The organism is Streptomyces sp. NBC_00376 (genome assembly GCF_036077095.1).
In the GTDB taxonomy this organism is placed as follows: domain Bacteria; phylum Actinomycetota; class Actinomycetes; order Streptomycetales; family Streptomycetaceae; genus Streptomyces.
Map to the genome: position 1 here is coordinate 173,030 of NZ_CP107960.1, position 23,549 is coordinate 196,578.

The window sequence follows — 23,549 nt, forward strand, 5'->3', positions numbered from 1 at the left end:
TCGGCAGTCGACGCCGTGGGCGGCCAGGATTTCCAGATAGCCAGAGACCCGCGCGAGAAGATGCTCGGCTGTCGGCCTTGCACCACACTGCCGCGCCGGAGGACGCCGTACTCCGACCACTCCGTGCCTACATCCGCGGACACGCCACAGGCGACCCCACCCACTTCCGCGATGCGTTTCTGCCCACCGCCCACATCGAGGGGATCCGCGACGGCGTCTTCGTCTCCTGGCCGCTGGATCGGTACTGCGCTCTCTTCCCGGGCCATCCGGCCCCGGACGAACCGGCCCGCTCACGCCGTATCGACACCGTCGACGTCCACGGCACCGTCGCGACCGCGACCATGACGCTCCGGCACGGTCCGGACGCCTTCACCGACATCTTCCCGCTGGTCCACGGCTCGGACGGCAGCTGGCGTATCACCAACAAGGCGTACCACCGGCACTCCTGAGGGGCCTCATCGCCGTCCGCATCGACGAAGTACCCGTGGTCAATGGTCAGTCAACGAGGCCCGCCGGCGCCGGTTGCCGTCACCGAGGCGCCCCCGCGCCCCTGGGCGAACAGCGGTGAAGTCCCTCTCACCTGGCTCCACCTCTCACGGCCCAGAACCAACGGTGGATCCACTCGAGCTGGGGGCCGTCACCGTAGTGTCCGGGTGTCAGGGCCGAAGGCGAGAGGCCTGCGTCGTCCTTCGGCGGCGAGATGGATCTTGGTGGTGAAGCCGCCGCGGGAACGTCCCAGACACTCGCCGATCTGACCACCTCTTCCAGCCGGACGGCCAGTCTCCGATTGGACTTTCGACAGCAGCATCTCCCACGTCCCATCCACTGAACAGCGGCGATGACGCTTATAAACCGTCTCCCGCGACCCGAATCGCTCAGGCAGATCCCGCCCCTGCACACCCGTCCGCACCCGGTACAGATCCCCGTTGATCACTCGTCGATGATCACTCCACCGACCCCCACCTGCACCACCGCGAGGTAAGAACGACTCCAGCCGATCCCACTCCGCATTCGTCAGATCCCCACGCCCCATACAGCCGGCCTGCCCCAACACCCCAATCACGTCAGGAGATCCGAGAAGCAGTGCCTGGCATCGCGGCGGCCATATCCAGCGACCGCTCCATCAGGATGGCGACCGGGGCGCCGCCGCGGGCTCCGAGCTCACGCAGGCGCAGGGAGATCCGCCCAGCGCGAGCGTCCAGCCCGCGGTAGGCCGATCGATCCTCTCCGCGGCAGACAGCTACGGCGCCGGGACGGTCGCGTACCTGGTGGGCGATGGCTTCCACGAGACCAGCGGCGGGTGTGGCGGCTTCCTCAAGGGCTGTTCGACCGTCCGGCACGGGCTCTGCCCCCATGCCCCTGCGGTGATCCGCAGCAACCGTCTGCCCTCGTCGTCATCGATCTCCCGGGGCGGCACACGTTCATCGCCTCGATCGGGTAGCCGGCCTTCACGCGGCGTAGTGGCTCCTGTGGCTGCCCGCCTCCCGGATCACGGAACCCCGGCGATCAAGGATCAGGCGCTGAGAACTGGGCAAGAGGTGGTCGGCCAGTCACTGCTCCAGTGTCTTGCGCTGAGTCATGAGGTGGACACGCGCAGCGTCAGACCCGACTGGTGGGGGATGGCGATCCCGTCGCGCACGGGGGACCCTGGAACCAGGGGCATCAGCGAGGAGTGACGACCATGGATCGCTATCCGCCCATCGCTGACCACGGCCTCGTCGGTGACCTGCAAACCGCTGCTCTGGTCTCGTCCCAGGGGGTCGTCGACTGGCTCCCGGCGCCCAGGTTCGACTCGCCCAGTGTCTTCGCTGCCCTGCTCGACCACGACCGTGGAGGCTACTTCCTGTTCGCGCCGGAAAGTCAGAACACCACCTGCAAGCAGCTCTACTACCCCGACACCGCGGTCCTGGTGACGCGGTTCATGTCGCCGGACGGGGTCGGCGAGGTTTTCGACTGCATGCCACCGGATCGCACCGGCACCCCCACAGACCGGCATGTGCTGATCCGCGGCGTGCGGGCGGTGCGCGGAACGGTGCGCTTCAATTTGGACTGCCGTCCACGATTCGACTACGGCCGGGCCACCCACCAGCTCGACGTGCAAGACGGTACCGCTACGTTCCGGGCGCGGAACGCCACTGCCTATCTGCAAAGTACCTTCCCCCTGAAGCGGGACGGTACGGATGTGCGGGGTGCGGTGACCTTGAGGTCGGGCGAGGTGGCCGCAGCGGTGTTCACCGTTGACGGACCCGATGGCGAACCCCCGCCGCCGGTCACCCCGGGCCAGGTGATGGAACGCTTCTGGGAGGTGGTGGAATTCTGGCAGGACTGGGTCCACTCCTCCCGGTACCGCGGCCGGTGGCCGGGTGTGGTGCAGCGCTCGGCCATCACGCTCAAGCTGCTCACCTACGCCCCCACAGGTGCCCCCGTCGCCGCCGCCACCATGGGTCTGCCCGAGCAGATCGGGGGTGAACGCAACTGGGACTACCGCTACACCTGGGTCCGTGATGGCTCCCTGTCCGTGCGTGCTCTGCTCGACCTGGGGTTCGTCGAGGAAGCGGCGCAGTTCACTCACTGGATGAGCGACCGCCTCCAGGCCCGGGAGGGTGTCGATGGCGAGCCGCTGCAGATCATGTACCGCGTCGACGGGGATCCCGAGCTGTCGGAAGAGGTTCTCCCACACTTCGAAGGCTATCGGGGGTCGTATCCGGTTCGGGTGGGGAACGCCGCGGCTGATCAGCTGCAGCTGGACATCTACGGGGAGGCGCTCTATGCCTTGTCGGAGGGACATGAGGCCGCCATGGGAGGCAGCTACCACGGCTGGAAGAACGTCGCGCGGACACTGGACTGGCTGGCCGATTCCTGGGATCGCGCCGATGAGGGCATCTGGGAGACCCGTGGCGGACGCCAGGACTTCACCTTCAGCCGGGTGATGTCATGGGTGGCCTTCGACCGGGGGCTGCGACTGGCGAGAGAACACAGCCGTCCCGCCGACGCTCCTCGTTGGACCGCGGCTCGCGACGCGATCCTCGAACAGGTGATGGAGCGGGGCTGGAACGAGAAGGAGCAGGCCCTCGTCCAGCACTACGGAAGCGATGTCCTCGACGCTTCGCTGCTGCTGGTTCCGCGCGTCGGGTTCCTGGCTCCCAGGACGGTGAGCTGGCTGTCGACGCTCGACGCGATGGAGCGCACGCTGGTGTCGGACAGCCTCGTCTACCGCTACGACCCTGCGGCCTCCCCGGACGGTCTGCGGGGCTCCGAAGGCACGTTCAGTCTCTGCACCTTCCTCTATGTGGACGCTCTTGCTCGCGCCGGGCGGGTTCGTCCGGCGCGCTATGCCTTCGAGAAGATGCAGACCTATGCCAACCACGTCGGCCTGTTCGCTGAGGAGATCGGCCCCAGCGGCGAGCAGTTGGGCAACTTCCCGCAGGCCTTCACGCATCTGTCACTGATCATGGCCGCCACCACCCTGGACGACGCCCTTGACGAACAGCGCGACCGAGGACGACGGTTCCGCTGATCCGAGGTCAAGGGCACTCCTGGGGACACAGGAGTCTTCATCGGGATGCACGGCGAACGGCGCGCTTGCCACGTGCCGGGCGAGACAGAGGGTGCCGCCCGAGGTCGCGACGTCGCAGTTCACCCGCCGGTGGCAAAGCCAGGGAAGAGGGTCATGCCACCGTCCACGTAGAGCGTGGTGCCCACCACGTAGTCCATGAGGTCCGAGGCGAGCCCGACGACCGCGTGGGCGATGTCCTCCGGATCACCGACGCGCCCGTAAGGAATCAGCTGCAACAGGGACTTCTCGGCATCGGGAGTGTTCCAGGCGCTGCGATTGATGGGAGTCCTGATGGCGCCTGGAGCAACTGCGTTGACCCGGATCCTGTGGGGTGCGAGCTCCTGGGCGAGCGTCTCCATCATCATCTGCACGCCACCTTTGGAGGCCGCGTAGTTGACGTGGCCGGCCCAAGGGATGAGTTGGTGCACCGAGCTCATGCAGATGATCTTCCCGGCAGCTCGCGAGACCTCGGGGACGACTCCCCTTCTCAAGAACTCCTTCGTCGCCTCCCGAGCGCACAAGAACTGGCCGGTGAGGTTGACGTCCAGCACCTTCTGCCACTGGGCCGTCGTCATCCCGGTGAACGGGGCGTCGCGCTGCAGCCCGGCGTTGGCCACGAGGATGTCGATGGTCCCGAACTCCTGGACCATTCGTTCGACCATCGCGACGACCTGGTCCTCCTGGGACACATCGGCCTCGTAGGCCGCCGCGTGCACTCCGAACCCGGAGATCTCCTCGACCACCTGCTCGGCATCCTCGCGCCCGGCGACGTAGTTCACGACCACGTCGGCTCCGGCACGCCCCAGGCCGATGGCCGTCGCCTTGCCGATGCCCGAGTTCGCGCCGGTGACGAGTGCCTTCTGGCCTTTCAGCAGACGCGCGGGGATGACGCCCTGAGGGGCTCCCTGAGTCACGCTCACACCGGTTCTCCTCCTCGACTGGCTGACCTCACGGCCTCGTGTGAGTCGGTCCGACTCCTGCCGACACCGAACCATCCGAAAGCTCAGGCCACACGTCGGGCGCGGGCAGATTGCGCCGGTCAGCCGAACGGGTCCGGGAACCTGGGGGACATGAGCCCGGCACCCTCGGCAGGACAGGCCTTGCACGGAGTGCGGGCGGCGTATGCCCGGGATAGGCTGTTTGGCAGGAAGAGATGTTCCACCGAGGGCATCACCTCACGGTGCGCTGCGCCGTAGGCACGGAGTTTGTCCGTGACGATCACCCTGGGCACCGCCCCGGTCGTTTTGAGGAGCCGGCGGAAGAAGCGCCTGGCCGCGGCCTTGTCACGACGGGCCTGCACGAGGATGTCGAGTACCATCCCGTCTTGGTCCACGGCCCGCAACAGGTACTTCCACTCACCATTGATCTTGATGAAGACCTCGTCGAGATGCCACTTGTCACCCGGCCGGGGGCACCTCCGGCGCAACGAGTTGGCGTAGGCCTGACCGAACTTCAGGCTCCAGCGGCGGATTGTCTCGTAGGAGACGATCACTCCGCGCTCGAGCATCAGCTCCTCGACCTCGCGGAAGCTGAGCGGGAAGCGGAAGTACAGTCACACGCAGTGCGAGATGGCCTCCACCGGGTACCGGTGGCCTTTGTACGACGGTGCCGTGGAAGGCATGATCGGCTCCCCTCCCCGGAGATCAACCCAGCCCGACCGTCAATGTGACAGTCCCGTTTGGGCGGCTGCATTGGATGAGACGGCGACTGGCTTCGGTGAGAACGGTCACCAGTGGGTGGCACCCGAGACGCTGTAGGAGACGGGGAACTTCCGGCCGATCAGCGTGGTCACCCGAGCGGCCGTCCACACCTGGTCCTCCACCCAGCCGTGCGCGGCCGGCCCCTGCTGGAGATAAACGGCCAGCTTCTCCAGGCAGCGCGGGGACAGGCGGCATCGCGACCCGCTCGGACCACGGGAGGCCAGAGCCTGAACACCGCCCTCCCACCACCGTTGGTGCCACTGGTAGGCCGATTTCAGGCTCACCCGCAGCCGCCGCGCGGCCTCCGGCGGCTTGATCCTCTGCTCGAACAACTCGGCCGCCTGCATACGCACCGTCTCCCGGCGCCGACGTCCCACAGCGGTCAGCCCGCCCCCATCCGCATACCTCACACACCACGAGATACAGCCACCACTCCAGGCCCTTCAGGGACTTCGCGCAGATTCACCCCAACGAGCCGAAGTGTCAAGCCCCGGGTTTCGTGGAGGGTGAGTTAGCTGGTTTTCTGGAGTGATGCTGGGGGTTGGGCCGCGTAGTGGGCGGCTTCGTGCTCGGCGGGGGTGACGTGACCGAGTTCGCCGTGCAGGCGCCTCTGGTTGAACCAGTCGATGTACTCGGCGACGGCGATCTCGACGTCGTTGATGGACGTCCAGGGGCCCTTGTTGCGGATCAGTTCGGCCTTGAAGAGGCTGTTGAACGCCTCGGCGAGGGCGTTGTCATACGAGTCGCCCTTGGAACCGACCGAGGCCACGGCCGCCTCGTCGGCGAGGCGTTCGGTGTAGCGAATGGCACGGTATTGAACGCCGCGGTCGGAGTGGTGCGTGAGGCCGGTGAGGTCGGCGCCGGTGTGCCGACGGCGCCAGATCGCCATCTCCAGCGCGTGAAGGGCGAGGTCGGTGTAGAGGCTGGTGGCGACCTGCCAGCCGACGACCATGCGGGAGAAGACGTCGATGACGAAGGCCGCGTAGACCCAGCCGGAGAACGTTCTGATGTAGGTGATGTCGGCAACCCACAACTGGTTCGAAGTAGTTGCGGTGAACTGCCGCTCGACCAGATCGGCCGGACGGTCGGTCTCCGGAGCAGGGCGGGTGGTGCGCGGGCCCTTGGCCCGGATCATGCCGCGAAGCCCCGCCTGACGCATGAGGCGTTCGACCGTGCAGCGGGCCACCTCGACTCCCTCGCGGACCAGGGCGGCGTGGACCTTGCGGGCTCCGTAGACACCGTAGTTGTCGGCGTGGATCCGGCGTATCTCCTGGGTGAGTTGCTCGTCGCGCAGGCTGCGGGCCGACGGCGGACGGGTGTGAGCAGCGTAGTAGGTGCTCGGCGCGATCGGCGCGTCCGTCTCGGCGAGGACGTCGCAGATCGGCTGGACGCCGAACGTCTCCTTGTACTGGTCGATGTAGGCGACCTTCATCGCAGTGGACGGTCCAGCTCCGCGGCGAAGAAAGCCGAGGCGGACTTCAATATCGCGTTCGCCCGCCGCAGTTCCTTCACCTCCCGCTCCAGCTCCGCGATCCGGGCAGCCTCCGAACTAGTAGTCCCGGGCACGACTCCCTCGTCGATCTCGGCCCGTTTCACCCAGCCGCGCAGGGACTCGGGGTGCACGTCCAGCTGGTCGGCGATCCGCTTGATCGCTCCGACCCGGCCGGCCGGGTCCTTGCGGGCCTCGATGGCCAGACGCGTCGCGCGTTCACGCAGTTCGTCGGGGTACTTACGGGGAGCAGCCATGATCGGCATCCTTCCGGGTCTTGATGATCTCCATCAAACCCGGGGCGGTTCAAAGTCAGTATGTGGTGGCGGTCGGGTCGGAAGTGGGGTGAGATCTCGGTGAACGCGGACAGGAACCGCTGCGCCCCGCCGATGCTGCGGAATCCTTTCATCGCGCGTGAGTTCGAACAGCAACTGATCACGTCACCTACGGTGTCACTCGTTGCATGAAACCCGCTGTCCACTCCCGGGGATCAACCTCAGTTGTCTACGTCGCCTTCGTCGTGGACACGTTCTCCCGCCGGATCGTTGGGTGGTCCGCCGCCACGTCGAAGGAGACCAGGCTCGTCCTGGACGTTTTGGAGATGGCTCTGTGGCAACGCGACCGGGACGGATTCCCCCACACGGCAAGCGAGTTGATACATCACTCGGACGCCGGGTCGCAATATACGAGCTTCCGGCTTGCCGTGCATCTGGACGCCGTGGGCATCGCTGCTTCGATCGACTCGGTCGGTGACGCCTACGACAACGCCCTCATGGAGTCCGCGATCGGACTCTTCGAAACCGAGCTGATCAAACCCGGCTGGCCCTGGAGGACACTTTCCCAAGTCGAACTCGCGACGGCCGAGTGGGTCGACTGGCACTGCCACCGCCGACTCCACGGTGAAATAGGGCACATCCCACCCATCGAATACGAGACCAACCACTACCTCACCACCGCGAAACTCCAGGTCACAACAACAAGCTGATATCTCTACCGAACCCGGGGCGGTTCATACCACTGGGCGTAGATTCCTGCGATGGACCATGCCTTCGCTGTTGAGAAAATGACCGAGTTCCTGGATGTTGCCGACGGGCATCTAAAACCGCGACGACGAGGTTGCAGGGAAAACAGATTCTTGAAGCCGTTCACTGCGGTTCCGCTTTAGTACTGCAACGGTGTTTGTCGTGACGGGTGGTCAGTCGGTGGGGCGTGGCCTCGTTGTTTGTAGTGGCTGGTTCGGGCTTGGTGTTGTCGTTTTCGGCGCCAGGTCGACCAGTGCAGGATGTGGTCGACGGGTGCGTGCCGTCGGTTGGTGAGGCGGTGGATCAGGCGTCTGATCTCGGCGAGGCTGAGGTGGATGAGCTGGGAGGATCCGTTTCTGCTTTCCCGGTGTCGAGCTGGCGGGCCCGCAGGACGGTGAGGCAGGCGTGGGCGGCCATGGCCAGGGTGATGTGGCGGTGCCAGCCGGGGTAGCGGCGGACCTGGTAGTCGTCCAGGCCGCACTCCTGCTTCGCGGTCTGGAAGCATTCCTCGATCGCCCAGCGGCTCCCGGCGATGTGGATCAGCTCGTCCAGGGTGGCGTCGGCCGGGCCGTAGGCGATGTAGTAGGAGAGCTCTTGGGGACGGGCAACGCTGCGACGGGCGATCACCCAATGCCGGCGGTCGGGCCGGTGCCAGGGGCGGACTTCGACGCGTGCCCAGTCATAGACGCGGGGCCCGTGGGAGCCCTGGCCGCACGAGCGGCGTTTCCATTTCTGCCGGGGCAGGGCGGGAAATAGATCGCTCACGGGGTGGTCGATGGCCCAGCGGGTGACGACCGTGTCGTGGCGGGTGGTGGCCATGACGTGGAAGACGTCCGCCTGTTCCAGCTCAGAGCGCCAGCCCTTGCTGTAGCCGTAGCCGGCATCTGCGGTCACCCAGCGGAACGGGATCTTGCCGGCGATCGCGCGGCGGACCATCTCCTTGGCCATCGCCACCTTCGTCGCGAAGCCGACCTCGTCGTCAATGCCGGCCCGGCGGCACCGCTCTCGGTCGTCCGTCCAGGAGGCAGGCAGATACAGACGGCGGTCGATCAGCGTTCGTCCGAGCGGGGCCGCATAGGCGAGGAAGACACCGACCTGGCAGTTCTCCGTGCGGCCCGCGGTGCCGGAGTACTGCCGTTGCACCCCGGCCGAACCGGTGCCCTTCTTCAGGAAGCCGGTGTCGTCCACGATCAGCACCGCACCAGGATCGCCGAGATGCTCGACCACGTAGTCACGCACATCGTCCAGAACCTCGTCGGCGTCCCACTCGATCCGGTTCAACAGCCGGTGGATGCGGTCCGGACCTGCGTGGCCGGCTTCTTCGGCCAGCGTCCAGCCGTTCTTCCGCTGCAACGGGGCTACGAGTCCCCGCATATAGGCAAGAGCTGACTCACGAGGCTCCGATCTGCCGAATCGGTGAAGAAACCGCCCTTGCACCGCACCCAACTCACCGGCCCACGACCTGACCTCAGCAAGATCCCCACCCATGACAACACCAACGATCGACCTGCCTACCCGTCACAGCAAACACCGTTGCAGTATTAGCCCGTGTCCTATGTGGTGATCACTCGTTGAGCTGTTCATGGGGCGGGATACGTGGAGTTGGATTGTTCCGGACGGGCTGTGGGAGATCGCGAAGCCGTTGATCCCACCATCGAGGGTGCGTCCGCAGGGCGGCGGGACGCAGGACACGCCTGATGAGACGCTGTTCGCGGCTATCGTCTACGTGCTGGTGAGCGGGTGTGCCTGGCGGGCTCTGCCTCCGTGTTTCGGGGTCTCGAAGTCGACTGCACACCGGCGCTTCACCATCTGGTCCAGGGCCGGTGTCTGGGGCCGGCTGCACGAGGCGGTGCTCGACCGCATCGACGAGTGCGGCTTGCTCGACGTGACCCGCGTGGTCCTGGACTCCGCCCACGTACGGGCCAAAAAGGGGGCGAACTCACAGGCCCCAGCCCCGTGGACCGGGGTAAACCGGGTTCCAAGATGCACGTCCTGTCGGACGCGAACGGACTGCCCCTGGTCGTCGGCGTCTCCGCCGCCAACACCCACGACAGCCAGGGTCTGAAGCCCATGGTGGCCGGTCTCCAAACGAGACACGACCCTCACCGCGGCTGGCACTACAGACCCGGCAAGCTTCACGCCGACAAGGCTTACGACATCCCCGACCTGCGGAAATGGCTGCGCGGTAAACGTATAGGCGTCCGCATAGCACGCAAAGGAATCGAATCCAGCGAACGGCTCGGACGCCGCAGATGGGTCATCGAACGCACCATGTCGTGGCTGACCGGCTACCGCCGACTCAACCACCGCTACGAACGCCACCCTCGCAACTACCTGGCCTTCCTCGGCCTCGCCGCCGCCCTCTGCTGCTACAAACGACTCGCCCGACTCACCACATAGGACACGGTCTTAGTCGGACCCCATTCCAGTGAACTAGAGAAAACAAGTGGCCTGACATCCGTCAGGGTACTGAGTATGCGAATACATTGAAATGGAGATGTATGACGATGAGTGAAGACTTAAGGAGCGAGCATGGCGGCGGCACAACAGGCCACTCCGATCACGCCTCAGGTGGCCATGACCCTGGCCGCCATCGCGGCAACTGGAGCGACTCCGCGTCCGTCGGGGGAGACCCTGCAAGCCCAGACCGAGCGGATCAAGCTCGGCATCTCCCGGCAGTTCTCCAACTCCCCCCTGACGAAAAACTGGACACCGACGTGGCTCGCGCTGAGCCCGGACAACGCGAACATGGCGTACATCGCCAAGAACAACGACGGCTCGAACCAGTTTGCCGTGGTCGTCCGCGGGACAATCGCCAGCGTGACCGACATTCTCGAAGACCTCGATGTCGGCACGGTGGTGCCGTTCACCGCCAGCGGGTCGACGTCCCCCGTCTCCGTGTCGAAGGGGGCGATGGACGCCTTCACTCAGGTCGTCGACATGCGTTCGCTCAGCGCCGGTTCCAATCTCGTGCAGGCGCTCGCCGGCCTCTTGACGGGGATTCCGCAGCCGACGGTCTACGTAATCGGTCACAGCCTGGGTGGTTGCATCGCGAACATGGTCGCGCTGTACCTGAAGGCACAGACCTGGCAGCAAAGCCAGCCTCAGTTCGGGGTGGTCACCTTCGCGGCACCCACCGCCGGTCTGCAGAGCTTCGCCGACTACCTCACCTCCCAGTTCGAGAGCATGAACCAGCGCTACGTCAACGCCTACGACGTGGTGCCGCTGGCCTGGGCCGATCTCCCCACCGCGGAGAGCTGGTACCCGGATCCCGGACCAGCGGCAACTCTCGAGGTGAAGGCGCTCCTCGGGTCGATCGCAGCTCTGCGCGGGAACAACGTCTACGTCCAGCCTGGCACTGCCGTCAGCAAGAACACCGACTACATGGTCCGCGACGACAATTTGGTCAAGGCCTCGGTTGAGGATTTCCTGGGCCAGGTCGCATTTCAGCATGCCAACTCCACCTACCTCAGACTGCTGGACGCGCCCGTCCTCTCCGGGCCGCCGGTGGTGACCGGCGTGCTCCCCAGCTTCGGCGCATCGGGCACACAGGTCACTATCAAGGGCCGCGACTTCAGCAAGGATTGCAACGTCGACTTTGGCCCCGTCCCGTGCCAGAAACCACCCACGTTCAACCCTGACGGCACCATCACTGCCGAGGTGCCCGACGGGACCGGCATCGTCAACGTGTATGTCACCAACCCCCTGGGCACCTCCCCGGCAGTCCCGCTCGGGCAGTTCGCCTACGGCGGGCCCGAACCCGTGGCGGTCACCGGCATCACACCGGACAGGGGCAAGGCCAACGACTCGGTCACTATCTCCGGCGCGGGCTTCGCGAAAGGCGCCTCCGTGTATTTCGGGAAGAACGCCTCGCCATCCGTCCAGGTCGACTCGGACAAGATCGTCGCCAAAGCACCCCCGTCGGGCAAGGCTACGAGCACGACCGTGGACATCACCGTGACCGTGAACGGCTACTCGTCCCCCACCAGTCCAGCCGACGAGTTCACCTACACCGGGTGACACCGGAGTCGGTCAGCTCACTGGTCCCGGACAGCGGTCGCCCCGCGGTCCGGGACCACATCGCGTCCGTGAGCCCAGTGGCCCGAACACCGCTTCGCCATCGAAGGGCGGCCGCGGCCTGGGCCGCACGCTCGCCCAGCAACTGGCCGACACAGGCGAGAACGCGGTCGACGGCACTGTCATGTTGGCTGACCGGGTGGGATGCCTGGATTGTTCCCGCTCTGCGGGGGCGTAGAAGTCCTGCGGGGCCGACGCTGAAGCGGTAGTGACGAGTACTGCCGGAGATCAGGACCAGTACACGGCGTGAGTCGGGCCCGACCCGCAGCCCAGGAACGGGGCTGGGGTCGTTGTCATGCCGGGGAGGTACCGTCGGAGTCCCGGTGGGCCTTGCGTATCCGGGCCGCGAGCCGCTCATCGGCGGCCTGCCGGGCCGCGCGGGCCGGGGCGGTGCGGCGCCAGTAAGAAACCCGAGCGGGCGATGCCGCAGAGCCGCTTGACGCCGAACCGGCGCTGGTGATCCTCAACGAACTGGCAGCGGTTCACCAGCGCGTCTCTCCCGCGAAATACCGGGCCGCCTTGCGGAGGATGTCCCGCTCCTCCTCCAGCTCGCGGATCCTCTTCCTCGCGGCGGCCAGCTCCGCCTGAACCCCGTCACCATCAGGCCGCGGCGCCGCCGCAGGTGTGGAGTGAGCGCCGGACCGGCGTCCGTCAGCGGCCCGGATCCAGTTCCGCAGCGTCTCGGTGTTCACTCCGAGGTCGGTGGCGACCGACTTGATCGTCGCTCCCGGACGGGACCGATACAGCGCGACCGCGTCCGCCTCGAACTCGGCGGGGTAGTGCTTCATCCCCACAGGGACTCCGTTCTCCTGGACCATCAAGATCCAAGTCTCTCCGGTGTCCAAAAACCAGGGTCAGGGCCCGACAGTGAACTTGGACCGATTGTCATCGAAGCTGGATCTCGGGCTCTTGTCAGTGGAGCGCGCTTTCCTGTCCTCCATGGAGTTCACTCATTCGATGCTCAACAACCTGCTGGACCGGATCCCCCGGCCGAGCGGGGTTCTGTACCTCTCACAGGACATCGACCCCCACGCTCTGGTCGAGAAGCTGGCTTCCCGTCACGGAGAACCACGGACCCTGGTCCTGGACGGCATCACGGAACCGGGCGTGAGCGAGGTTCATGGCGCAGGTCTCCCCGACCTCCTCGAAGGTCGTGCCGAGACGGTAGTGGCCTGGGCCCATGCAGGGCAGTGGCTCGGCGCGGGCACTGCACTGGATGCGCAGGGCGACATCGTGCCGGTACTGGCGGTCACCCCGCGGCAGGTACAAATGCTGCCCGCGGGGATCGCCGGCCAGGACGAAGACTGGGTCGAGCGGCTCATCGGCATCACCGGCTGGATCCTGCCGCACCAGCGACCGGACGTCGACTGGGCGCAGATCGAGGCGCGCATGGGCACGCGTCTTCCCCGCGACTACAAGCGCATGGTGGAGACGTTCGGGGAGGGCGCCTTCGACGCGTACCTCCATCTGAACCAGGAACCGTGGACCGACTTGAAGAAGGACGGCCTGCTCATCTGGGCAGGCACCGAGCACAAGAATCTGTACTGCTGGCAGATCGACGACGGAGACCCTGACCACTGGCCTGTCACCATGCAGACATTCGACGGTGAGAACGTCCCCTTCGACTGTTCAACCGCAGAGTTCGTCTGCCGCATCCTCCTCCTTGAGAAGGACCATCCCTTCACGATGGCCCACTACTTCGACACCCACTGGTTCATGACCTGTCGCACGAACGAATGAAGCCTCCCGGTCACGGCCACGGCCACGCAGGAAACCGGTCCGAGTTCGGTGGCAACCGATCCAGGTTCGATGTCAGCGGACAGTAGCTGTCAATGAAGTTGGCACTCCCAGGGCTCGATGGCCGGCTCCCCTGGAGGCAGCCTCCCGGTGCAGTATCGGTAGAGCCAGACTGCAGCCCGGCGCTCCGCGTATTTCTCATGGGCCCTGACCCCGGTTTTTGGACACCGGAGAGACTTGGATCTTGATGGTCCAGGAGAACGGAGTCCCTGTGGGGATGAAGCACTACCCCGCCGAGTTCAAGGCGGACGCGGTCGCGCTGGATCCGGGCCGCTGACGGACGCCGGTCCGGCGCTCACTCCACACCTGCGGCGGCGCCGCGGCCTGATGGTGACGGGATTCAGGCGGAGCTGGCCGCCGCGAGGAAGAGGATCCGCGAGCTGGAGGAGGAGCGGGACATCCTCCGCAAGGCGGCCCGGTATTTCGCGGGAGAGACGCGCTGGTGAACCGCTGCCAGTTCGTTGAGGATCACCAGCGCCGGTTCGGCGTCACGCGGTTGTGCTCGTTGCTGGGAATCGCCCGCTCGAGCTTCTACTACTGGCGCCGCACCGCGGCTGCACGGACGGCCCGGCAGGCCGCCGAGGCCGAACTCGCGGCCCGGATACGCAAGGTTCACCAGGACTCCGACGGCACCTACGGCGCCCCGAGGATCACCGCGGAGCCCCGCGAGGACGGCGGCCTGGTGGTCAATCACAAGCGGGTCGCGAGGATCATGCGGACCGTCGGCCTGGAAGGCGTCCGTCTGCGGCGCCGGCACCGCACCACCGTCGCGGACCCGGCCGCGGCGAAGGCGCCGGACCTGATCGGACGCGACTTCACCGCGGCCGCGGTGAACGCGAAGTACGTCGGCGACATCACATACTTGCCGGTCAGCGGCGCGAAACCGCTCTATCTCGCGACCGTGATCGACCTGTGTTCACGCCGTCTGGCCGGGTGGGCGATCGCCGATCACATGCGCACCGAGCTCGTCATCGATGCCCTCCAGACTGCCGAACGGACCCGCGGGAGCCTGGCCGGGGCGGTGATGCACACCGATCACGGCTCGCAATATACGAGTCGAATCTTCGCTGAAGTCTGCAGGTCGGCTGGGGTGCGGCAGAGTACGGGCGCGGTCGGGTCCAGCGCGGACAACGCCGCCGCCGAATCGTTCAACGCCAGCTTCAAAAGGGAGACGGTGAAAGGCCGAAAGGGCTGGTCGAACGAGCGTGAGGCCCGACTCGACGCCTTCCGCTGGCTGACCCGATACAACACCCGACGCCGGCACTCCCGCCTCGGACAACGCTCCCCGATCGCTTACGAGAACACCTTCCAAACAACATCAACTACCCTGACCCGAGCCGCATAGACGTGTTCAAGATCCGGGGTCAAGGCCCGTGGCAGCTGGCCCTCGACATGATCGACGAGACGCGGTCCTGGGGCATCGAGGTGCCCCAGGTCATCGCCGACGGCGGCTATGGTGACACCGCTGCCTTCCGGCTTGGCCTGGAAGGCAGCGGTCTTGACTACGTGGTGGGCATCTCGACCACGACCACCGCGCAACCCGAGGACGCACAGCCGTGCACCCCTGCCTGCCCCGGCCGGTTCCTTCCTACCCCGAGCCGGCCCGGAGGGTGAAGAGCCTGGTCATCGCGGCCGGAAAGTCTTCCGCGCGGCCGGTGCAGTGGAGGGAGGGGTCACGGCCGGGCAGTGGCCGAAGCGGGCGCAAGCGCATGTATTCGCGCTTCGTGGCCCTGCGGATCCGGCCCGCCGGGCGTGAGATCCGCAAGGCCACGGCCGGCAGCGGGCTTCCGGTTCGCTGGCTGCTGGCCGAGGCTGCGGCTGCTGGTCCGGCCGGACACGGTGCTGCGTTGGCACTGCGGCCTGGTCGCCCGCCGCCACGCCGCCGGGTCCAAGCCGAAGCGCCCGGGTCCGCCCCGCACCGTGCGCTCCATCCGTGCCCTGGTGCGGCGCCTGGCACGGGAAAATCCCACGTGGGGCTACCGGCGCCTCCACGGCGAGCTGCTGGTGCCGGGCGTGACAGTGGCCCCCTCCACGGTCTGGGAGATCCTGCGGGAGGCCGGGACCGATCCGTCACCCCAACGGAGCTCAAGTACGTGGGCGGACTTCCTGCGCTCGCAGGCCGGCGCCCTGCTGGCGTGCGATTTCTTCGAGACAGTCACCTTGTCCGGGGCACGGATGTACGTGCTCGCAGTGATCGAGCACGGCAGTCGGCGGATCCGGATTCCGGGCGCCACGGCACACCCGGCCACCGCCTGGGCGCAGGCCGCGAAGAATCTCGTCATGGACCTGAAGGACGCACGCTGCCGGGCGCGGTTCTTGATCCGGGACCGGGACGGGAAGTTCCCCGCCTTGTTCGACGCGATCCTCGCCGATGCGGGCATCGAGGTTGGGCTCAGCGGCGTCCGGATGCCGAGAATGAACTCGATTATGGAGAGGTGGGTGCAGACCTGCCGGCGCGAGCTGCTGGACCGCACGTTGATCTGGAGCCAGCGGCATCTGCTCCACGCCTTGCGCGCGTTCGAACAGTTCTACAACTCCCATCGGCCGCATCAGGGCATCGCGAATGCCCGCCCGCTGTATCCATTGCCCACGCCGATCACTGATCCGGACGAGACCGCCCGCCTCGAAATACGCCGCCGCGATCGCCTCGGCGACATTCTCCACGAGTACCGACATGCCGCATGACCTCAACGGATGACATTTTCGGCAAGGGCAGGGCCCCTGGGACACCCGATCGGAAACCGGTGAATTGGTGAAACTCGAGGTGTCACCGCCAGTCGTACGGGCCGTCCACGGTGGCAGGCTCCACCATCGAGTCAACCGGGAGGGACGGAGAACTGATGGCGCAGGACCTGCAGGAAGCCGCGTCGGCCGCGCCGGTGGCCAACAAGCGCATCAATGCCGGTGTGAGACTCATGGGCTGGCTGACGACCACCGACCACAAGGTCATCGGCAATCTCTACATAGTCACCGCGTTCGGGTTCTTCCTGCTGGCCGGAGTGCTGGCCATGCTCATGCGCGCGGAGCTGGCCCGGCCGGGACTGCAGATCGTCAGCGCGGAACAGTACAACCAGCTGTTCACTGTCCACGGCACCATCATGATGCTGCTGTTCGCCACGCCGATGTTCGGCGGCTTCGCGAACGCCATCATGCCGCTTCAGATCGGCGCACCCGACGTCGCCTTCCCGCGCCTCAACGCGCTCACCTACTGGCTCTTCCTCTTCGGCGGAATCATCGTGGTGTCCGGATTCGCGGTGCCCGGCGGCGCGGCCCACTTCGGCTGGTTCGCCTACGCACCGCTGAACAGTGCCGTCTTCTCGCCCGGCGCCGGCGGAGACCTCTGGACTATGGGGCTCGTGCTGTCGGGGATCAGTACGACCCTGGCATCGGTCAATTTCATCACTACGATCGTCTGTCTGCGTGCGCCGGGTATGACCATGTTCCGGATGCCGATCTTCACCTGGAACGTACTGTTCACCTCGATCCTCGCGCTGCTCGCGTTTCCGGTGCTCGCCGCCACCCTGCTCGCCCTGGAAGCCGACCGGAAGTTCGGGGCCCATGTTTACGACGCCGCGAACGGCGGGGCGCTACTGTGGCAGCACCTGTTCTGGTTCTTCGGCCATCCCGAGGTCTACATTGTCGCGCTGCCCTTCTTCGGAGTGGTGAGCGAGATCATTCCCGTGTTCAGCCGGAAGCCGATGTTCGGGTATTTCGGAATGGTGATGGCCACGATCAGCATCACCATGCTCTCGGCGGTTGTCTGGGCCCACCACATGTTCGCGACAGGAGCCGTTCTCCTGCCCTTCTTCTCCGCCATGTCATTCGTCATCGCCGTGCCCACCGGTGTCAAGTTCTTCAACTGGATCGGCACCATGTGGCTCGGCAGTATCTCGTTCGAGACACCCATGCTCTGGGCGATCGGCTTCCTCGTGACTTTTCTCCTCGGCGGCCTCAGTGGAGTGCTGATCGCCTCACCTCCGCTGGACTTCCATCTCACCGATTCGTACTTCATCGTCGCCCACCTCCATTACGTGCTCTTCGGAACAGTAGTCTTCGCGATGTTCGGAGGCTTCTACTTCTGGTGGCCCAAGTTGACCGGACGTATGCTGGATGAACGCATCGGTCGTATCCATTTCTGGACCTTGTTCATCGGCTTTCAGCTGACCTTCCTGGTCCAGCACTGGCTGGGTGAGGCCGGAATGCCCCGGCGTTACGCCGACTATCTCGCGGCGGACGGCTTCACCTTGCTCAATACGATCTCGTCCGTCGGCTCCTTTCTGCTGGGCCTGTCGACACTGCCGTTCCTGTACAACGTGTGGCGCACCAGCCGTTACGCGCCCAAGGTCGAGGTGGACAACCCGTGGGGGTTCGGCCGTTCCCTGGAGTGGGTAACCTCCTGTCCGCCCCCGAGGCACAATTTCCGGGCTTTGCCCCGCGTGCGTTCCGACTCGCCGGCCTTCGACCTGCACCATCCCCTCACGCCGGAGAAGCAGAAGCCGGGCCTCGGCCGAGGCGGCTCCCGCTCTGCATCGGGCGCTGAAGAGGAGTCGGGCGAATGAAGACCGAGGCCATTGTCTTCGCCGGGGTCGCGGGGTTCTTCCTCGTGACCGATGTTCTCTACGCCGTGTGGTCCCGTGATCCGACAGGCACGACGGCTCTCACCGTCTCGTTCCTCATGGCGTTGCTGGTCACGTTCTTCTTCGCCACCAACTACCGGAGGAAGGGCCTGCGCCCCGAGGACCGCGGGGACGGGTACATCCACGAGCGGTCCGGTCCGGTGGACTTCTTCTCTCCGCACAGCATCTGGCCGTCACTGACAGCCGCGGGGATGGCCGTGCTCGCCATCGGTGTGGTGTTCGGTCTGTGGCTGTTCCTGATCGGGTTGGGCTTGGTCCTGGCGGGGGTGTTCGGAATGGTCTTCCAGTACGTGGGTGTCCAGGACTGAGGGTGGTTCTCAGTCCTCGCGTTCGCGGACCGGCTCCGACGGTGTCGTCCGCTCCGCGATCCGGGACCGTTGCTCCTCCGTGACGGGCAGTTCCACGAGGTCCCCGTAGTACCAGCCGCTCAGTACGGTCCGAAGCCGTCGCCGACGCGAGATCGGGCCCTGCGCGGGGAGCTCCAGGGGCGTCGGGACATCACGCATCAGGATGCGGTAGCGGGCTGTCGGGCTCAGGCCACGGCGGCTCTCCGAGAGACCGCCGTTCACCGACTGTGTCACCTGGCCGGTCTCCTCGCCTTCGGTCAGTCGGCGGCGGTCCCGCATCTGAAGGGCGAGGCAGAGGCGTTTGGTCAGCGCGAAGGCCAGGAGTGGGGCAGCGATCAGCGTGGTTCTGAGGATCCAGGTCATGGCCTCGACCGAAACCCTGAACGAGAAGGCTACGACGTCGTTGCCGCCGGCGACCAGGAGAACGGCGTAGAAGACGATGGCCGCCACGCCGAGCCCCGTACGGGTCGGCCGGTTGCGCGGCCGGTCGCACAGATGGTGTTCCCTGCGGTCGCCCGTCACCCATTTCTCGAAAAAGGGATAGAGGAACAGCACTGTGAAGACCACGCCTGGCAGCACGATCGCCGGAATGAACACATTCCACATGAAGGTGTGACCCGCAATGTCGGTCTCCCATGGCGGCATCAGCCGGAGCGCGCCCTCCAGGAACCCGACATACCAGTCCGGCTGTGCGTTACCCGAGACCTGGTTGGCGCGGTAGGGGCCGTAGTTCCATACGGGGTTGATCTGGGCGAGCGCGCCCAGCAACGTCAGTACGCCGAACACCATGAGGAAAAAACCTGTGGTCTTCGCGGTGAAGTGAGGAAACGCCGGTGAGCCGACGGCGTTTTTGTTGGTCTTCCCCTGACCCGCCCAGTGGGTGTGTTTCAGATAGACCACCAGGATGAGATGAGCGGTGATCAGCGCCACGATCAGGCCGGGCACGAGCAGGACATGCACGGGGTACAGACGGGGGATCACGGCATCGCCCGGGAACTGTCCGCCGAAGACAAACAGCTCCAGGTACGTTCCGACGACAGGGATCGACCCCACAATGGTGGCCGCCGTCCTCAGGCCCGTACCGGACAGCAGGTCGTCGGGCAGCGAGTAGCCCGCGAATCCTTCGAGAAGCGCGAGTACGAACAGTGTCACGCCCACGATCCAGTTGGCCTCCCGCGGTTTACGGAAGGCGCCGGTGAAGAAGATCCGCAGCATATGGACGGCGATCGCAGCGATGAACACGAGTGCCGCCCAGTGGTGGATCTGACGGATCAGCAGGCCTCCGCGCACGGCGAAGCTGATGTTGAGGGTGGTGGTGTAGGCCTGCGTCATCCTCACCCCCTGAAGGGGCACATAGGAACCGGTGTAGACGCTCTCCATCATGCTCGGGTCGAAGAACAGAGTGAGGTACACGCCGGTGAGGAGCAGGACCACAAAGGAGTAGAGGGCGATCTCACCGAGGAGAAAGGACCAGTGGTCGGGAAAGGCCTTGCGCAGCAACTGCCGGGCCAGCTCGCTGACGGGCAGGCGCCTATCCACCGCGCCGTAACCACTGACCGCCGTCTTCCCGGCCCGGGCCTTCAGCTGCGCCTTACGCCTCCGCAGGGGCATGCACCACTCTCCCGTCGATCTTCCTTCCCCCCCGCCCCTTATTGTTACGGTTCGCCCTTTATGAGTAGCGCATTACTCGAAGGGACTACGCAGAATCGCGGTATCGGCACCTGATCGGCCGACCTGGCCCTGACGTGCCGGGGGCGGGTACGTCGGCCCCACCCCGCGAGCGAATCGATCTCCTCCAGCGCTGCCCTTAACAAGGGATTAGGCAGGAAAAGCTAAGGGCGGGTATAGAAAGTAGATCTTGACCGCGCGGTGATCTCGGCGAGTGCCGCCGATGTCGCTGACCCGTCAGCTGCCGGTTCTTCCACTGCCAAAAGCCCCACCGTTGTCATCCTTGGGTACGTCCATTGGCGAAGAGGGGCGGTTGATCTCATATGGGCTGAGGCCTTCCCCGAAATCATCTGCCGCCCTCAAGTTTTCGCTACTTCGGGAGGAACGTTCGGGCCGTGGTCCCTGCTGTCGTGCCCGAGACCGACGGCGCGCGTCCCACCAGACGAGGCCAAGCAGAACAGCGACTACGACCACTGCTATACCGAGGGGGAAAATCCAGCGCACAGCCGAAGCGGCCAGTGTGATGTCACTGATGGGCGCCTGGCTCACAAGGTGGCTCATCTGGCCCACGTCCTTTCTGAGGGGATTCCACCGCTCACAAAGCGCGGCAGAAGCTTCCGTTCATTGGCGAGAGCCCGCACGGAGCCGTGGGAAACTCTAATCCCGCTTCCCTTCGCGGGATCAATCTCGCGGGGCCCGCCTGAACTGGACGTCTGGCAAGGTTCAAGCTCTCTGATAAGTCTACGGCGGGGAGTGTACGGGGGACCGCTAGGTGTACTCGGCCGATACTCGCGTCAGTAGTTGATAAGAGGCAATACCGTTATAATAAGCGTCACCAAGGGTGAACGCGGTGGATCCGGCCCTTATCCCGGATCCACCGGCTTGATGTCTGTGGATGGTTTCTCCGGAAATGAAGAAGTGCCTTGCGACCTGCGATGATGGGGTTTCTCTACTGCCCGGCGCGGACCACGTCGCCCACGTGGACATCGATGACACCATCCGCCGCACCCACTACGCCAAACAAGGCGTCGTATACAGATACAGCAAGGTCAAGGGCCTGAACGCACTGCTCGGCATTGTCTCCACACCGCTGGCCGCCCCGGTGATCGCCGCCACGAGGCTGCGCAAGGGACCCTCGAACTCAGCGCGGGCGCATTCCAGGGGTCGCAGCAACACAGTGAGCTTCTTCGAGTTGGCCACCGATCGAGTGATGGGCCGTGAAGCGCAACAAGCGAGGCCTCCGGGCTGTTGATCGAGATGTCTGACGTCTCAATCACATTGCTCGGGGGCCTCGTTGGTCATCCATCCTGCCGCACTCGACCTGCCGCATGCACTCGTGGAGTGGGTCACCATGCTGATCATCACCCGTGAGGGCGACCGGCGATGCAAGCTCCGTCCGTCCCAGCGCGCGATGGTGGCACTGGTGTGCCTGCGCGAACACACCACTCTGGCGAAGATCGCCGCCGGGTTCGGGATCAGCGAGTCCACCGCCCATGCCTACACCAGCACGGTCGTCGACCTGCTCGCCGAACGTGCACCAGGTCTGCTGAAGACGCTGCGCGAGCACGAACCCGACTTCGTCCTGCTCGACGGGACCCTTGCCGAGTGCGACCGGGTCGGCGACGGCCGGGCCGACTACTCTCACAAACACCGGCGCCACGGCGTGAACGTGCAGGTCGTCACCGACCGCGGCGGCCGGCTGCTGTGGCTCTCACCCGCCCTGCTGGGCCGCACCCACGACCTGACCGCCGCCCGTACCCACCGGATCATCCGGATCTGCGAGCGCCAGGGCGTTCCCATCCTGGCCGATCTCGCCTACCAAGGCGCCGGCCCATGGCTGACCACCGGCATCAAGCGCAAGCCCCTGCAGGAGCTCACCCCCACCGAAAAGACCCTCAACCAGGCACTGGCGACCCTCAACCAGGCACTGGCCGCAGCACGAGCGCCCGTCGAACGCGGCGTCGCAAACCTGAAGTCCTTGCGAATCTTCCGCAGGTCCCGATGCAGCCCCAACCGCATGACGTCAATCGCCAAGGCCATCCTCACACTGGAGCGGCAACGCTGAAGAAGCTCAGTGCCTCGTATAGGGCCGTACTCGCGTCGACACGCGCCCGCTCCGCCGCCTGGTGGAACGCTCCGGGGTCGACAATGCCTTTTCCGAGCAAACGAAACGTCCGCGCCAAGAGGTTGTCCCACGCGGCCATGGCCTTACGCACCTGCACGACCCGAGCGACCTGAGCACGTTGCAGCTCGGACTGTCGATTTGCTTCGGTATGGGCATGAGTCGAGTCGCGCTCCGCTGACGACTCGCGGAGCGCTCGCTTTTTGCAGCTGAAGCGGCCCGTAGAACGTAGCGGTGGCTGCGACGATCGCACCGCCTAGCGCCCCAGCAGACCGTAGACCGCGTCCGACACGGTCACCCCCCGTAGTCAAGCAGCCCGAGTTCGCTCAAGTATCGGTGGCACGAATCTACTGGTGGCCAAACTTCGCTGACAACGCTCAATGTGTCTGTGAGGTCGTCCAGGCCGTGCTGCGCATGGCGGGCGGGCGGCCATACCGGCGCCGAGTCCGTCAGCACGCTGCGGTACGGGCCGGAGAACGGCTGTGAACCGCGCGGGTGTTAGGTTCCCTCCTGTGTTAAAACCCCAGGACGAGACTCCCTTTTGAAGGTCGCGTTGAATGATTCCGCGGCGGCGTTGTCCGCGCTGCTGCCCACTGCTGCTCTGGCGGACGCCGGCCCTGCGGCAGGCGTCGGCGAAGGCCCGGCTCGTGTACTGGGCCCCGTGATCGGTGTGCATCACTGCTCCGGCGAGGCTGCCGCGCGTCCGCTCGGCCGCGGCGAGGGCGTCGGTGGCGAGCTCTGTGCGCATGTGGTCGGCGATCGCCCACCCGGCCAGACGTCGTGAACAGAGATCGATGACGGTCGCGAGATAGCAGAACCTCCCGCTGCCGACGCTCAGGTAGGTGATGTCGCCGACGTACTTCGCGTTCACCGCGGCCGCGGTGAAGTCGCGTCCGATCAGGTCCGGCGCCTTCGCCGCGGCCGGGTCCGCGACGGTGGTGCGGTTCCGACGCCGCAGGCGCACACCCTCAAGGCCCATGGCCCGCATGATCCGGGCGACACGCTTGTGATTGACCGTCTGACCGCCCTCGTCGCGGAGCTCGGCGGTGACTCTCGGGACTCCGTAGGTGCCGTCGGAGTTGCGATGGACCTTGCGTATCCGGGCCGCGAGCCGCTCATCGGCGGCCCCCACAG

At 65.7% G+C, this 23,549-nt stretch carries 17 protein-coding genes, 8 pseudogenes and 1 other annotated feature; of the genes and pseudogenes, 13 read left to right on the forward strand and 12 right to left on the reverse strand.

Annotation, left to right across the window (positions count from 1 at the left end; translation table 11 throughout):
* Positions 1–92 precede the first annotated feature (92 nt).
* Positions 93–449 (forward strand): annotated as a pseudogene (locus tag OG842_RS00940) (nuclear transport factor 2 family protein); the annotation flags it as partial.
* A gap of 175 nt (positions 450–624) precedes the next feature.
* Here the strand turns inward: OG842_RS00940 and OG842_RS00945 are convergent.
* Positions 625–1,033 (reverse strand): annotated as a pseudogene (locus OG842_RS00945) (transposase); the annotation flags it as partial.
* 31 nt (positions 1,034–1,064) lie between these two features.
* A complete protein-coding gene (locus OG842_RS45085; protein ID WP_353962591.1) occupies positions 1,065–1,355 on the reverse strand; it encodes an AMP-binding protein in 291 nt (96 codons plus the stop codon).
* Positions 1,356–1,681: 326 nt separating this feature from the next.
* On the opposite strand from OG842_RS45085, the gene OG842_RS00950 reads away from it, so the two are divergent.
* Entirely contained in the window at positions 1,682–3,517 is a 1,836-nt protein-coding gene (locus OG842_RS00950) for a glycoside hydrolase family 15 protein (RefSeq protein ID WP_266726616.1), read from the forward strand.
* 119 nt (positions 3,518–3,636) lie between these two features.
* Here OG842_RS00950 and OG842_RS00955 read toward each other — a convergent pair whose 3' ends face one another.
* The 5 genes and pseudogenes from OG842_RS00955 to OG842_RS00975 form a co-directional block, all read right to left on the reverse strand.
* Positions 3,637–4,476 carry an SDR family oxidoreductase gene (locus OG842_RS00955; RefSeq protein WP_266726618.1) on the reverse strand — a complete coding sequence of 280 codons (840 nt, stop codon included), beginning with the start codon at positions 4,474–4,476 and terminating at the stop codon, positions 3,637–3,639.
* A gap of 179 nt (positions 4,477–4,655) precedes the next feature.
* Positions 4,656–5,177: pseudogene (locus OG842_RS00960) on the reverse strand (IS6 family transposase); the annotation flags it as partial.
* A gap of 114 nt (positions 5,178–5,291) precedes the next feature.
* Positions 5,292–5,666, reverse strand: a pseudogene (locus OG842_RS00965) (helix-turn-helix domain-containing protein); the annotation flags it as partial.
* 101 nt (positions 5,667–5,767) lie between these two features.
* Positions 5,768–7,002, reverse strand: a protein-coding gene (locus OG842_RS00970) for an IS3 family transposase (protein ID WP_266738344.1) whose coding sequence is annotated in 2 segments (ribosomal slippage) — positions 5,768–6,723 and positions 6,723–7,002 — 1,236 coding nt in all. Because the reading frame shifts where the segments join, the coding sequence is not laid out codon by codon here.
* Positions 6,596–6,724, reverse strand: a sequence feature (AL1L pseudoknot). (Overlaps the previous gene by 129 nt.)
* A gap of 65 nt (positions 7,003–7,067) precedes the next feature.
* Positions 7,068–7,160 (reverse strand): annotated as a pseudogene (locus OG842_RS00975) (IS6 family transposase); the annotation flags it as partial.
* 48 nt (positions 7,161–7,208) lie between these two features.
* Here OG842_RS00975 and OG842_RS00980 point away from each other — a divergent pair.
* Complete coding sequence (locus OG842_RS00980) at positions 7,209–7,730, forward strand: DDE-type integrase/transposase/recombinase (protein ID WP_266726620.1); 522 nt, start codon at positions 7,209–7,211, stop codon at positions 7,728–7,730.
* Between the two features lie 340 nt (positions 7,731–8,070).
* Here OG842_RS00980 and OG842_RS00985 read toward each other — a convergent pair whose 3' ends face one another.
* Positions 8,071–9,255, reverse strand: coding sequence for an IS701 family transposase (locus tag OG842_RS00985; protein WP_266726591.1), 1,185 nt, complete (start codon positions 9,253–9,255; stop codon positions 8,071–8,073).
* Positions 9,256–9,349: 94 nt separating this feature from the next.
* On the opposite strand from OG842_RS00985, the gene OG842_RS00990 reads away from it, so the two are divergent.
* Both OG842_RS00990 and OG842_RS00995 read left to right on the forward strand, forming a co-directional pair.
* Positions 9,350–10,167 (forward strand): IS5 family transposase gene (locus OG842_RS00990; RefSeq protein WP_266726622.1). Its coding sequence is split into 2 segments (ribosomal slippage): positions 9,350–9,692 and positions 9,692–10,167, totalling 819 coding nucleotides; the frame shifts between segments, so codons are not numbered across the junction.
* Positions 10,168–10,299: 132 nt separating this feature from the next.
* Complete coding sequence (locus OG842_RS00995) at positions 10,300–11,787, forward strand: lipase family protein (protein WP_266726624.1); 1,488 nt, start codon at positions 10,300–10,302, stop codon at positions 11,785–11,787.
* 539 nt (positions 11,788–12,326) lie between these two features.
* On the opposite strand, the gene OG842_RS01000 is transcribed toward OG842_RS00995, so the two are convergent.
* A complete protein-coding gene (locus OG842_RS01000) occupies positions 12,327–12,632 on the reverse strand; it encodes a transposase (protein WP_266726626.1) in 306 nt (101 codons plus the stop codon).
* Between the two features lie 94 nt (positions 12,633–12,726).
* Between OG842_RS01000 and OG842_RS01005 the strand changes: the two genes are divergently transcribed.
* Positions 12,727–13,584 (forward strand): hypothetical protein, encoded by an 858-nt coding sequence (locus tag OG842_RS01005; protein ID WP_266726628.1) that lies wholly within the window; start codon positions 12,727–12,729, stop codon positions 13,582–13,584.
* 89 nt (positions 13,585–13,673) lie between these two features.
* On the opposite strand, the pseudogene OG842_RS45090 reads toward OG842_RS01005, so the two are convergent.
* Positions 13,674–13,793, reverse strand: a pseudogene (locus OG842_RS45090) (DUF7677 family protein); the annotation flags it as partial.
* A gap of 290 nt (positions 13,794–14,083) precedes the next feature.
* On the opposite strand from OG842_RS45090, the gene OG842_RS01010 reads away from it, so the two are divergent.
* The 5 genes and pseudogenes from OG842_RS01010 to OG842_RS01030 all read left to right on the forward strand — a co-directional run bounded on the left by OG842_RS01010 (position 14,084) and on the right by OG842_RS01030 (position 18,586).
* The gene (locus OG842_RS01010; RefSeq protein ID WP_443063951.1) at positions 14,084–14,986 is read left to right on the forward strand and encodes an IS3 family transposase; all 903 of its coding nucleotides are present in this window, start codon (positions 14,084–14,086) and stop codon (positions 14,984–14,986) included.
* A 29-nt stretch (positions 14,987–15,015) separates the two neighbouring features.
* Positions 15,016–15,452: pseudogene (locus OG842_RS01015) on the forward strand (transposase); the annotation flags it as partial.
* The gene (locus OG842_RS01020; RefSeq protein WP_266733365.1) at positions 15,394–16,326 is read left to right on the forward strand and encodes an integrase core domain-containing protein; all 933 of its coding nucleotides are present in this window, start codon (positions 15,394–15,396) and stop codon (positions 16,324–16,326) included. The pseudogene OG842_RS01015 and the gene OG842_RS01020, both read left to right, overlap by 59 nt.
* Positions 16,327–16,481: 155 nt before the next feature.
* Positions 16,482–18,200 (forward strand): aa3-type cytochrome oxidase subunit I, encoded by a 1,719-nt coding sequence (gene ctaD, locus OG842_RS01025; RefSeq protein ID WP_443063952.1) that lies wholly within the window; start codon positions 16,482–16,484, stop codon positions 18,198–18,200.
* Positions 18,197–18,586: a cytochrome c oxidase subunit 4 gene (locus OG842_RS01030; protein ID WP_266726630.1), complete on the forward strand. Its 390-nt coding sequence runs from the start codon at positions 18,197–18,199 to the stop codon at positions 18,584–18,586. The genes ctaD and OG842_RS01030 overlap by 4 nt, the downstream gene beginning before the upstream one ends.
* A gap of 9 nt (positions 18,587–18,595) precedes the next feature.
* Here OG842_RS01030 and qcrB read toward each other — a convergent pair whose 3' ends face one another.
* Positions 18,596–20,236, reverse strand: coding sequence for a cytochrome bc1 complex cytochrome b subunit (gene qcrB, locus OG842_RS01035; RefSeq protein WP_266726632.1), 1,641 nt, complete (start codon positions 20,234–20,236; stop codon positions 18,596–18,598).
* Between the two features lie 952 nt (positions 20,237–21,188).
* Between qcrB and OG842_RS01040 the strand changes: the two genes are divergently transcribed.
* Positions 21,189–21,545 carry a hypothetical protein gene (locus OG842_RS01040; RefSeq protein ID WP_266726634.1) on the forward strand — a complete coding sequence of 119 codons (357 nt, stop codon included), beginning with the start codon at positions 21,189–21,191 and terminating at the stop codon, positions 21,543–21,545.
* A 42-nt stretch (positions 21,546–21,587) separates the two neighbouring features.
* The gene (locus tag OG842_RS01045; RefSeq protein ID WP_266726636.1) at positions 21,588–22,358 is read left to right on the forward strand and encodes a transposase; all 771 of its coding nucleotides are present in this window, start codon (positions 21,588–21,590) and stop codon (positions 22,356–22,358) included.
* 579 nt (positions 22,359–22,937) lie between these two features.
* On the opposite strand, the pseudogene OG842_RS01050 reads toward OG842_RS01045, so the two are convergent.
* Positions 22,938–23,538 (reverse strand): annotated as a pseudogene (locus tag OG842_RS01050) (IS3 family transposase); the annotation flags it as partial.
* Positions 23,539–23,549 lie beyond the last annotated feature (11 nt).